The 11904-nt window shown below is 69.3% G+C and carries 8 protein-coding genes and 2 pseudogenes; all 10 read right to left on the reverse strand.

Translation table 11 applies throughout. The features are described from left to right. Window positions 1–1314: pseudogene (locus AB0O00_RS04090) on the reverse strand (DNA-directed RNA polymerase subunit beta'); the annotation flags it as partial. Between the two features lie 101 nt (window positions 1315–1415). Next, entirely contained in the window at window positions 1416–4892 is a 3477-nt protein-coding gene (gene rpoB / locus AB0O00_RS04095) for a DNA-directed RNA polymerase subunit beta (protein ID WP_363648533.1), read from the reverse strand. A gap of 698 nt (window positions 4893–5590) precedes the next feature. Further along, window positions 5591–5971, reverse strand: coding sequence for a 50S ribosomal protein L7/L12 (gene rplL / locus AB0O00_RS04100; RefSeq protein ID WP_363648534.1), 381 nt, complete (start codon window positions 5969–5971; stop codon window positions 5591–5593). Window positions 5972–6059: 88 nt separating this feature from the next. Continuing rightward, window positions 6060–6623: a 50S ribosomal protein L10 gene (gene rplJ / locus AB0O00_RS04105; RefSeq protein ID WP_363648535.1), complete on the reverse strand. Its 564-nt coding sequence runs from the start codon at window positions 6621–6623 to the stop codon at window positions 6060–6062. 343 nt (window positions 6624–6966) lie between these two features. Beyond that, window positions 6967–7836, reverse strand: coding sequence for a hypothetical protein (locus AB0O00_RS04110; protein ID WP_363648536.1), 870 nt, complete (start codon window positions 7834–7836; stop codon window positions 6967–6969). Between the two features lie 91 nt (window positions 7837–7927). Then, on the reverse strand, window positions 7928–8893 hold the full coding sequence (locus AB0O00_RS04115; RefSeq protein WP_363648537.1) for a hypothetical protein: 966 nt from the start codon (window positions 8891–8893) through the stop codon (window positions 7928–7930). A gap of 105 nt (window positions 8894–8998) precedes the next feature. Then, window positions 8999–9844, reverse strand: coding sequence for a hypothetical protein (locus AB0O00_RS04120; protein WP_363648538.1), 846 nt, complete (start codon window positions 9842–9844; stop codon window positions 8999–9001). 113 nt (window positions 9845–9957) lie between these two features. After that, window positions 9958–10743, reverse strand: a complete 786-nt coding sequence (locus tag AB0O00_RS04125) for a hypothetical protein (RefSeq protein ID WP_363648539.1) — start codon at window positions 10741–10743, stop codon at window positions 9958–9960. Between the two features lie 206 nt (window positions 10744–10949). Next, a complete protein-coding gene (gene rplA / locus AB0O00_RS04130; protein WP_207809814.1) occupies window positions 10950–11672 on the reverse strand; it encodes a 50S ribosomal protein L1 in 723 nt (240 codons plus the stop codon). A 78-nt stretch (window positions 11673–11750) separates the two neighbouring features. Next, window positions 11751–11904: pseudogene (locus AB0O00_RS04135) on the reverse strand (50S ribosomal protein L11); the annotation flags it as partial.

The following is an 11904-nucleotide window of genomic DNA, read 5'->3' on the forward strand; positions in this document are numbered from 1 at the left end:
CAGCTTGAGCTGCGGGCCGACGACGATGACCGAACGGGCCGAGTAGTCGACTCGCTTGCCGAGCAGGTTCTGGCGGAAACGACCCTGCTTGCCCTTCAGCATGTCGCTGAGGGACTTCAGCGGGCGGTTGCCCGGACCGGTGACCGGACGGCCGCGGCGGCCGTTGTCGAACAGCGCGTCGACGGCCTCCTGGAGCATGCGCTTCTCGTTGTTCACGATGATCTCGGGGGCACCGAGGTCGAGAAGCCGCTTCAGGCGGTTGTTGCGGTTGATGACGCGGCGGTACAGGTCGTTCAGGTCGGAGGTCGCGAAGCGGCCACCGTCCAGCTGCACCATCGGACGCAGGTCCGGCGGGATGACCGGGACGCAGTCCAGCACCATGCCGTTGGGCTTGTTGGTGGTCTGCAGGAACGCGGAGACGACCTTGAGGCGCTTGAGCGCACGGGTCTTCTTCTGGCCCTTGCCGGTGCGGATGATCTCGCGCAGGCGCTCGGACTCCTCCGCCAGGTCGAAGGTCTCGAGGCGGTCCTTGAGGGCCGCCGCGCCCATCGAGCCGGAGAAGTAGGTGCCGAAGCGGTCGCGCAGCTCGCGGTAGAGCAGCTCGTCGCCCTCGAGGTCCTGGACCTTGAGGTTCTTGAAGCGGGCCCACACCTCGTCGAGGCGGTCGAGCTCGCGCTGCGCGCGGTCGCGCAGCTGCTTCATCTCGCGCTCGGCGCTCTCGCGCACCTTGCGGCGCACGTCGGCCTTGGCGCCCTCGGCCTCGAGCTCGGCCAGGTCGGTCTCGGCCTTCTTGGCACGGCCTTCGAGGTCGGCGTCGCGGCGGTTCTCGATCTGCTGACGCTCGACCGAGACGTGCGCCTCCAGGGACGGCAGGTCGCGCTGGCGGCGCTCGTCGTCGACCCAGGTGATCATGTAGGCGGCGAAGTAGATGACCTTCTCGAGGTCCTTCGGCGCCAGGTCGAGCAGGTAGCCGAGGCGGGACGGCACACCCTTGAAGTACCAGATGTGGGTGACCGGGGCGGCCAGCTCGATGTGGCCCATCCGCTCACGGCGCACCTTGGCGCGGGTCACCTCGACGCCGCAGCGCTCACAGATGATGCCCTTGAAGCGGACGCGCTTGTACTTACCGCAGTAGCACTCCCAGTCCCGGGTGGGGCCGAAGATCTTCTCGCAGAAGAGTCCGTCCTTTTCGGGCTTCAGGGTGCGGTAGTTGATGGTCTCCGGCTTCTTGACCTCGCCGTGCGACCACTGGCGGATGTCGTCGGCGGTGGCCAGGCCGATGCGGAGCTCGTCGAAGAAGTTGACGTCAAGCACTGGTCGTCAAGCCCTCTTTCGTAAGTCGAGAGTCGTTCATGTGGTCTGAGGGGGGCCTGGGGGCGGGCCGGCCTGCGATCAGCAGGCCGGCCCAACCTCCGTCAGACCTCTTCGACGCTGCTCGGCTCGCGCCGGGACAGGTCGATGCCGAGCTCCTCGGCGGCGCGGAAGACGTCCTCGTCGGAGTCCCGCATCTCGATGGACTGGCCGTCCGAGGACAGCACCTCCACGTTGAGGCAGAGCGACTGCATTTCCTTGATGAGGACCTTGAAGGACTCGGGAATGCCGGGCTCGGGGATGTTCTCGCCCTTGACGATGGCCTCGTAGACCTTCACGCGGCCGAGCACGTCGTCGGACTTGATGGTGAGCAGCTCCTGCAGCGCGTAGGCCGCGCCGTACGCCTCGAGGGCCCACACCTCCATCTCACCGAAGCGCTGACCACCGAACTGCGCCTTACCACCGAGCGGCTGCTGGGTGATCATCGAGTACGGGCCGGTCGAACGGGCGTGGAGCTTGTCGTCGACCAGGTGGTGCAGCTTGAGGATGTACATGTAGCCGACCGAGACCGGCATCGGGAACGGCTCGCCGGAGCGGCCGTCGAACAGCCGGGCCTTGCCGGTGGAGTTCACCAGGCGCTCGCCGTCACGGGTGAGCGTGGTGTTGTCCAGCAGGCCGGTGATCTCGTCCTCGCGGGCGCCGTCGAAGACCGGGGTGGCGAGGTTGGTGCCGCCCTCGACCGTGTCGGCGCCGATCGCCTGCAGGCGCTGGGCCCACTCGTCGGCGAGGCCGGAGACGTCCCAGCCCTGCTTGGCGAGCCACCCGAGGTGAATCTCCAGGACCTGCCCGGGGTTCATTCGGGACGGGACGCCCAGCGGGTTGAGGATGATGTCGACCGGGGTGCCGTCCTCCAGGAACGGCATGTCCTCGACCGGCAGGATCTTGGAGATGACGCCCTTGTTGCCGTGACGGCCGGCGAGCTTGTCACCGTTGGTGATCTTGCGCTTCTGGGCCACGTAGACGCGGACCAGCTGGTTGACGCCCGGGGGCAGCTCGTCGCCCTCTTCGCGGTCGAAGACGCGGACGCCGATGACCTTGCCGGACTCACCGTGCGGCACCTTCAGCGAGGTGTCGCGGACCTCACGGGCCTTCTCACCGAAGATCGCGCGGAGCAGGCGCTCCTCCGGGGTCAGCTCGGTCTCGCCCTTCGGGGTGACCTTGCCGACCAGGATGTCGCCGGTGACGACGTCGGCGCCGATGCGGATGATGCCGCGCTCGTCGAGGTCGGCGAGGACCTCCTCGGAGACGTTCGGGATGTCCCGGGTGATCTCCTCGGGGCCGAGCTTGGTGTCACGGGCGTCGACCTCGTGCTCCTCGATGTGGATCGAGGAGAGGACGTCGTCCTGCACGAGGCGCTGCGACAGGATGATCGCGTCCTCGTAGTTGTGACCCTCCCACGACATGAACGCCACGAGCAGGTTCTTGCCGAGGGCCATCTCGCCCTCGTCGGTGCACGGGCCGTCGGCCAGGACCTGGCCGGTCTCGACCCGGGCGCCCTCGTCCACGAGCACCTTCTGGTTGAAGGCGGTGCCCTGGTTCGAGCGGGTGAACTTGGCGGCGCGGTACGTGGTGTACGTGCCGTCGTCGTTCGCCACGGTGACGTAGTCGGCCGAGACCTCCTGGACGACACCGGCCTTCTCGGCGGTGATGACGTCGGCGGCGTCGACGGCGCAGCGGTACTCCATGCCGGTGCCGACCAGCGGAGCCTCGCTCTTCAGCAGCGGCACCGCCTGGCGCATCATGTTGGAGCCCATGAGCGCGCGGTTGGCGTCGTCGTGCTCGAGGAACGGGATCATGGCGGTCGCGACCGACACCATCTGGCGCGGCGAGACGTCCATGTAGTCGATCTCGGTGCCGGGGATGTAGTCGATCTCGCCGCCACGGCGGCGGACCAGGACGCGCGGCTCGGCGAAGGTCAGCTCCGCCGTCAGCGGGGCGTTGGCCTGCGCGATGACGTAGCGGTCCTCCTCGTCGGCGGTGAGGTAGTCGACCTGCTCGGTGACGACACCCTCGATGACCTTGCGGTACGGGGTCTCGATGAAGCCGAAGGCGTTGACCCGGCCGTACGAGGCCAGCGACCCGATCAGACCGATGTTCGGGCCTTCGGGGGTCTCGATCGGACACATGCGGCCGTAGTGCGAGGGGTGCACGTCACGGACCTCGAAGCCGGCGCGCTCACGGGAGAGACCACCGGGACCGAGGGCGGACAGACGGCGCTTGTGGGTCAGGCCCGACAGCGGGTTCGTCTGGTCCATGAACTGCGACAGCTGGCTGGTGCCGAAGAACTCCTTGATGGAGGCGACGACCGGCCGGATGTTGATCAGGGTCTGCGGCGTGATCGCCTCGACGTCCTGGGTGGTCATGCGCTCGCGCACGACGCGCTCCATACGGGCGAGACCCGTACGGACCTGGTTCTGGATGAGCTCGCCGACGTTGCGCAGGCGGCGGTTGCCGAAGTGGTCGATGTCGTCGACCTCGACCACGATGTCGCGGCCGGTCTCGTCGTTCCACTCGGTCTCACCGGCGTGCAGCTTCACCAGGTACTTGATCGCACCGATGATGTCGGGCTCGGTGAGCACGCCGGAGTCCAGCGACTCGGCGTTGCCCAGCTTGCGGTTGACCTTGTAGCGGCCGACCTTGGCCAGGTCGTAGCGCTTCGGGTTGAAGTACAGGTTCTCCAGAAGCGTCTGCGCGGCCTCGCGCGTGGGCGGCTCGCCCGGACGCAGCTTGCGGTAGATGTCCAGCAGCGCGTCGTCCTGGCCCTGGGTGTGGTCCTTCTCCAGGGTGTTGCGCATGGACTCGTACTCGCCGAACTCCTCGAGAATCATCTCGTTGGTCCAGCCGAGCGCCTTGAGCAGCACGGTGACGGACTGCTTGCGCTTGCGGTCGATGCGGACGCCGACCATGTCGCGCTTGTCGATCTCCATCTCCAGCCAGGCACCACGCGAGGGGATGACCTTGCAGGAGTAGATGTCCTTGTCGGAGACCTTGTCCAGGGTGGAGTCGAAGTACACACCCGGGGAACGGACCAGCTGCGACACGACGACACGCTCGGTGCCGTTGATCACGAACGTGCCCTTGTGGGTCATGAGCGGGAAGTCGCCCATGAAGACCGTCTGAGACTTGATCTCACCGGTCTCGTTGTTGGTGAACTCGGCCGTGACGAAGAGCGGAGCCGCGTACGTGAAGTCACGGTCCTTGCACTCGTCAATCGAGTTCTTCGGCGGCTCGAAACGGTGGTCGCGGAAGGTCAGCGACATCGACCCGCTGAAGTCCTCGATCGGGGAGATCTCCTCGAAGATCTCCTCCAGACCGGACTTGGTGGGGACGTCCTGACCGTTCTCCAGCGCCGCCTCGACCCGGGACTTCCAGGCCGCGTTGCCGAGCAGCCAGTCAAAGCTCTCGGTCTGCAGGGCCAGGAGGTTGGGGACCTCGAGGGGCTCCTTGATCTTCGCGAAGGAGACGCGGAGCGGGGCGGTGGATGCGGCGGAATTGTTCGAGGCGTTGCGCGGCGCGGCCAAGAGGGGGGTCCTTCCGAGGGCTCGGAGCTCACTACGCGCGTACCAGCCGGGCCTGCTTGGGCTTGGTCCCGCCTCCCTCGCCACTGGCCTCTGCCGGGACCGAAATCCCAGGTCAGAGCCGCTTTGCGGAGGTGGTGCCAGACCCCTTCAGGGCAACGCAAACTCCGGGCGACGAGTCACGGAGAAGCTAACAGGCAGCGCAAAGGGACAGTGTAGCCAAAGGGCACACTGCTGTCCAGCTCTGATTCGGAAACCGAATCGGAGACTCCTCCCGGTAGCCGGCGGGCGCGGAGCTCGCCGGTACTGCTCTGGGCACTGCACCGGCCCGGACCAAGCCGGGCCGCTCAACTCACGTGGAGTCACTTCCCGCCGGAGCCGCTGGTTATGCATCCAGCCGCAAACCAACCGGGCGGACTCGCGCCTTGAGAATCGCGCGCCGCGCCAGGTTCGTCAAGGGCCCCGCCTGCGGCGCGGACCTCGCCCTGTCTATCGATCGGAACCCCTCCGGCGTTACAGAAGCCGTGGTGGGGGCTACTCCCGATGACGGTGATCACCATACCCCTCGGCACCGACAGTGCCGAGTGAGCGATGGGCCACACCGGTGGTCCCGGCACGGGGCCGGGAACGCGAAAAGGCCGGGCCGACCACCCACAAGGGTGATCGGCCCGGCCTCAGGCCCTCTCAGAGAGGGCGTGAAGTCACTTGACGGTGACCTTGGCGCCGGCACCCTCGAGGGCGGCCTTGGCCTTCTCGGCAACGTCCTTGGCAACCTTCTCCAGGACCTTGGCACCAGCGGTGTCAACGAGGTCCTTGGCCTCCTTCAGGCCGAGGGAGGTCAGGGTGCGCACCTCCTTGATGACCTGGATCTTCTTGTCGCCGGCACCATCGAGGATGACGTCGAACTCGTCCTGCTCCTCGACGGCCTCAACGGCGGCCGGGCCACCGGCGGCGGCAACGGCGACCGGGGCGGCGGCGGTGACGTCGAACTTCTCCTCGAAGGCCTTCACGAAGGCAGCGAGCTCGATGAGGGTGAGCTCCTCGAACTGCGCGAGCAGCTCGTCCTGGGACAGCTTCGCCATGATGGCGTCCTTCCACTAAATCGGCAGGTGGTGCCGTATGTACGGGTGGGGCGGGCACGGGCCCGCAGCGAGGCGTGAGCCTGCCGAATTACTCGGCGGCGGCGTCCTCGGCGGCGGGAGCCGGCGTACCGGCACCGCCCTGCTCGACCTTGTCGCGCAGCGCGTCCACAGTGCGGACGAGCTTCGACGGCAGGGCCTGGAAGAGCGCGGCAGCCTGGGACTGCTTGGCCTTCAGGGCACCCGCCAGCTTGGCGAGCAGCACCTCGCGGGACTCGAGGTCCGCGAGCTTCTTGATCTCATCGGCGGACAGCGCCTTACCGTCAAGGACACCGCCCTTGATGATGAGAGCGGGGTTGTCCTTGGCGAAGTCACGCAGAGCCTTCGCCGACTCCACCGGGTCACCGGTGACGAAGGCGACAGCCGTCGGACCCGTGAACAGGTCGTCCAGCTCGGAGATCCCGGCCTCGTTGGCCGCAATCTTGGTCAGCGTGTTCTTCACCACGGCGTACTCGGCGTTGTCGCCGAGCGAGCGACGCAGGGTCTTGACCTGCTTCACCGAGAGACCGCGGTACTCGGTCACCAGCGCCGCGGTGGAGCCACGGAACTTGTCCGCGGCCTCTGCGACGGCAGCAGCCTTGTCGGGCCTGGCCATAGGCTTACGCCTCCTTCCGTGATGTCGAAGTCCGGCCGACCGCGAAAGTCGACCATTCACACCTCGAACCGGCCGGACGGAAGGAAAGCTCTTGCGGAAATGCAATGAGCCCCGATGCGCAGGGCGCACGGGGCTCGAAACGATCTCAACGGGACCCGCGCGGACGCGGCACCCGGAAATCGAAGCTCCAGACACACCTGCGCGGGCTGCCTGCGCGCTGGGCGCAGATCCTTCGGCCACCGGCTCCCTGACGGGCGCGCGGCGACAACCAGCGGTCTTTGGCTTCGGTAACAGTAACCGGACTCCGCCGTCCGGGGCAAATCGCCCCCGGTGCCCCCGGTGGTCAGCGGGCCAGCGGGGACACCGGTCGCGTGCCGGTGTCGACGGTGTCGGTCTCGGCGGGGGCCTGGACGGAGAGCAGGGCGCCGGCGAGGTCCGTGTAGAGCACGGAGTCGTCCGCCCGGCCGGCGTCCCCGGTGCCGGTGCGCTGGAGCTTCACCAGCTGGTCCTTGTCGTTCAGCCACAGGTCCAGGGTCAGTGAGAGCGAGCCGCCGGGGGCGAGCGCGGCCCGCAGGCCGTCCCGCCGGGACTGGCTCAGCTGGGTCTGGGCGGCCGCGTACTTCTCGGCGGACGTCGTCACCTGGTAGTGCTCGACGGTCGAGTCCTCGAACTTCTCCTCGGCGACGAAGCGCGGCTCCACGCCGTCCGCGGTCGCGGCGGCCAGCGCCTCGACCGGGTTCAGCAGGTCGATCAGCCCCGCGTACGGGACCTCCTTGTGGCCGTCCGGGCCCGGCGGGACGGAGAAGCGCTCCCAGTGCTTGCCGCCCTGCCGGGCCGCGGTGGCCGCGTCGCCGCCCTGGTAGGCGACGGTGTCCACGACGATCAGCTGCTCGGCGTCGGCCGGGGTGGACCGCTTGATCTGCAGCGCCGTCTTGGGCTGCCAGAACAGCGGCCCGCTGCCGGCGTCGGCCCCCAGCCGGTAGCTGACCTTGGCCCGGCGGGCGGTCTGCATGGCCAGCTCGGCGGAGAGCAGGACGCCGTGCGGCGACCGGTCGGTCGGCTTGGCGGGCCCGGTCGGGGAGGCGCTGGTCGGGGTCGGGCTGCCGGTGGGCGTCGGCCCGGCGTCACCGCCACCGCCGCCGCTGCCGCACGCGCTCAGCCCGCTCGCCAGCAGCACGACGGCTGCTGCGGCCGCCAGCCGCCGTCCCGCCATCGCTGTCCCCTTTCGCCCCGGTCGCCCTTTGGCCCCCGGTCGCCGCCGTGGCGGCCTCGGTGTTCCGGCCACCATGCCACCCGGGGCCGGGTCAGCTCGCGGCGCCCCCCTGGTCCATCTTCGCCAGCTCGGACAGCTCCACCGTGTCGGAGGGGTCCGGAGCGGTGGTGGTCACCGGGGTGCCGTAGTCCGAGTAGGTGACGGTGACCTTGAACGCGCCGTTCTTGGTGTCGCCCTGCTCGGTGCGCTTGACCACCAGCTGGTCGGCGTCCACCCAGACGTCGACCTGCTCGCTGGTGATGCCGGCCTTGGCCAGCTTCCCCTTGATCTGCTCCAGCTGCTCCGGCGTGATGCTGTTGCCCGAGGCGCCGGCGATGTCCGCCACGGTGATCTGACCGGTGTAGTGGGTGGCCGGCTTGCCGTTCACCGTCTCCTGGCCGACCTCGGCGACCTTGCCCGAGGCGATCAGGGTGCGCACGCCCTGGACCGGGTCGGCGTTCTGGAGCTGGTCGCCGCCCGTCCCCCCGGAGGCCTTGGCCATCGCCGCCTTGTCGTAGTGCAGCCAGTGCCGCCCGTCCAGGGCCCGGACGGCCTGACCGCCGAGGCGCAGGTACATCGCGTCCTTGGTGTAGCGGTACGGCGCCGACTGGCCGCCGGTGAGGGGCGCCAGGAGCTTGCCGAGCGGGGAGCCCGACATGTCCATCGTGACGTCGCCCTGGAGGCCGTCGGCCCAGGAGACCGCGCCCTGAGCGGTCATCGTGGTGGCGGCGATCGAGATGTCCTCGGTGATCTTCGCGCTCTTCGCCGCACCGGTCTTGCGGGTGACCTGCTCCAGGAAGGCCGCCGGGGTCAGCTTCGCCGGCGCCGCGGCCGACGAGGTCGGGGCGGCCGGGGTCGGAGCGGCGGACGTCGGGGCGGCGGACGTCGGAGCGGCGGCGGTCGTCGGCGCCGCGGGCGCGGCGTCCTTCTTCTCGTCGTTGTTGTCGTTGCACGCGGTCGCGGTCAGCGCCAGTACGGCGACGACGGCGGCGAGTGCGGCCTTACGGGTTCCGGCCATGGTTCCCCCCTTTGAGGTGCCCCGGGCGCACGGTGCGTCCGGGGCGACAGCCAGTGGTGGTTCTCGGGAAGCCTCGTGGGCTCCGCGTTCGGTGCTCGGGCGGGCTCAGCCGAGCAGCTTGAGGATGTCGGCCGGGTTGCCGAGGTCGGTCGCCGCGGGCGCCTCGATCTTCCCCGCGGAGCCGAGGCCCGTGTACTTGATGGTGACGGCGTCGTGCTCGCCGTTCTTGTCACCGAACTCCTGGAACTGGACGAGCTGCTGCTTGGCGTCCAGCCAGAGGTCGACGGTGATGTTCTTGCCGTCCTGCTCCAGCGTCTTCTGGACGGCCTGGCGCTGCTCCGGGCTGAGCCCCGTCATGCCGGCCACCATGGTGGAGGCGTCCTCCACCGAGCGGATGTGGGTGGCCTGGGTGCCGTCGACGGCCTCCTGGCCGACCTTGGTCGGCTTGTTCGCCGCGGCCAGGGTCAGCTGGACGACCGGGTTGAGCATCTGGCTCATCAGCAGGAGGCCGTCGCCCATCTCGTTCCCGGCGGGCATCTTGACCCAGTGCTTGCCGCCGATCGCCGCGGCCTCGGCGTCCCCGGCGCCGAGGTAGGCGTCGGTCCCGACCACCCGGATGCGCATCTTCTTGGTGTCCATCTCACCGGTGAGGTCCACGGACGTCTTGCCCGGGTCCTTCCAGTCGGCGGTGCCGCTGCCGCCGGTGTGGGTGGAACCGTCCGGGGCGACCATGGCGACCTTGCCGTTGCCGGCCTTCTGCATCACGAGCGCGGCGGCGGCCAGCGCGGTCTTCGGGTCCCCGGCCAGGGCGCCGGCCACGGGGTCGCCCGCGGCCTTGGTGTCGCCGCCCTTGGCGTCGTTCCCGCTCTTGCCGCTGCTGCCGCAGGCGGACAGGCCGCCTACCAGCACGGCGGCCGTGACGACGGCCGAAGCGAGACGCACAGCACGCATGGGAGTCCCCCCGTAAGATCCGAATGATCCACTGAAGAGCCGATTTTCGGCCCCTGTCCAGCGGACTCTAACGGATCGCCAGGACCGGCACGCGCGGGATATCCCCCCGCCCGTCAGCCCGTCGGGGCGGGCGTCGCGTCTCCCTCCCCGGGAGCGGAGACGTCCGTCGTGGTCACCACGGTTCCACCGCTCCCCCGGGCCGTCTCGCGTAGCCGCAGCAGGCGGCTGCCGGGCCCGACCCAGACGTCGAAACCGATCGTGGTGACCCCGAGTCCGCGGTAGTAGGCGAGCACCGTGGCGAGCCGCTCGGCCGTCAGCTCCTTGTCCGCGCCGAAGTAGTCGGCCACCGGCGCCGAGCCCTGGTAGTGCGCGACCGTCGTCCCGGCCAGCTGCTCGGCACCGAGCGAACCGAGCGTCCCGGCCTGGACCATGGTGTACGCCGTGCTGCCCGGGCTGGTGATCAGCCAGCTCGTCCAGCCGCCCGCGTAGCCGTCCGGCGAGGCGCCCGACCGCGGGTCCAGCGACTCGGCGCCGGCCCGGTCCGCATGCTTGGCCGCACCGTCCTGGTAGGCGAGGTCGAACTCCCCGTTCCGGCCGGTCAGCCGCCCGGTGCCCAGCTCGTCGGTGACGCTCAGGTCGGTCTCGTCCCGGTCGCCCCAGACCAGCATGCCGCTCGCGGTGCGGCGGCCGGCCGGGCCCTCGGCCACGACGTCTATCCGGGCCCCACCGGCGTCGTCGAGCGCCTGGGCCGCCGCGAGCACCACCTGCCGGGGCGGCACCGCCGCCGCGACGTTGCCGGGAGTGCGGGCGTCGGGGACGGCCAGCAGGCTGCACCCGGTGGTGCCGCCGAGCAGGAGCAGGACGGCCCCGAGGGCGGCGAAGCGTTGGGCGGACGGCACGGCACACTCCGGCGGTCGACAGGACTCGGTCACATGATCCGACCGGCCGAGCGTACGACGCCCCTGTCGACGAAACGACGGCGGGCCCGCACTCCCGAAGGAGTGCGGGCCCGCCGTAACGGACTGCTCTAGAGCGCTGAGGCTCAGACCGCGACACCGACCATGGGCCGGGATCCGCCGCTTCGCTCGCTTGCGCTCGCTCAGCGTCAGACCGCGGCCGGGTCCTCCTCGACGAGGAGGTTGCGGGTGCGGTTCGGGTCCACCTGGATGCCGGGGCCCATGGTGGTCGAGAACGCGGTCTTCTTGATGTAGCGGCCCTTGGCGGCGGACGGCTTGGCGCGGAGCACCTCGTCCAGCGCGGCGGCGTAGTTCTCGACCAGCTGCTCGTCGGTGAAGGAGGCCTTACCGATGATGAAGTGCAGGTTCGAGTGCTTGTCGACGCGGAACTCGATCTTGCCGCCCTTGATGTCGTTGACAGCCTTGGCGACGTCCGGGGTCACGGTGCCGGTCTTCGGGTTCGGCATCAGACCACGGGGACCGAGCACGCGGCCCAGGCGGCCGACCTTGCCCATGAGGTCCGGGGTGGCGACGACGGCGTCGAAGTCCAGCTTGCCCTTCGCGACCTCGTCGATGAGCTCGTCGGCACCGACGATGTCGGCACCCGCAGCACGCGCGGCCTCGGCACGCTCGCCGGTCGCGAAGACCAGGACCCGAGCGGTCTTACCGGTGCCGTGCGGGAGGATCACGGTGCTGCGGACCATCTGGTCGGCCTTGCGCGGGTCGACGCCCAGACGCATGGCGACCTCGACGGTGCCGTCGAACTTGGTGGTGCTGGTCGCCTTGGCGAGGCGGACGGCCTCGAGGGGGGCGTAAAGGCGCTCGCGGTCGACCTGAGCGTCCGCGGCCTTCAGAGCCTTGCTGCGCTTCACTGCTGCTCCTGAATGGTGATTGGAGTTGTGGTATTCAACGGACCTGCGCAGGCCCTACCACAGGGACGAAAGGGCTGATCAGCCTTCGACGGTGATGCCCATCGACCGGGCGGTGCCGGCGATGATCTTCTCCGCCGCGTCCAGGTCGTTGGCGTTCAGGTCGGGCATCTTGGTGGTGGCGATCTCGCGGACCTGGGCGCTCGTGAGCTTGGCGACCTTGGTCTTGTGCGGC

The organism is Kitasatospora sp. NPDC093558 (genome assembly GCF_040683475.1).
Taxonomy (GTDB): domain Bacteria; phylum Actinomycetota; class Actinomycetes; order Streptomycetales; family Streptomycetaceae; genus Kitasatospora.

Bases quoted from the DNA above. Each gene is read 5' to 3' on its own strand.
- AB0O00_RS04115 (WP_363648537.1), bottom strand. From the start codon at position 8,893: ATGGCCGGAACCCGTAAGGCCGCACTCGCCGCCGTCGTCGCCGTACTG.
- AB0O00_RS04110 (WP_363648536.1), bottom strand. From the start codon at position 7,836: ATGGCGGGACGGCGGCTGGCGGCCGCAGCAGCCGTCGTGCTGCTGGCG.
- rplL (WP_363648534.1), bottom strand. From the start codon at position 5,971: ATGGCGAAGCTGTCCCAGGACGAGCTGCTCGCGCAGTTCGAGGAGCTC.
- rplJ (WP_363648535.1), bottom strand. From the start codon at position 6,623: ATGGCCAGGCCCGACAAGGCTGCTGCCGTCGCAGAGGCCGCGGACAAG.
- AB0O00_RS04120 (WP_363648538.1), bottom strand. From the start codon at position 9,844: ATGCGTGCTGTGCGTCTCGCTTCGGCCGTCGTCACGGCCGCCGTGCTG.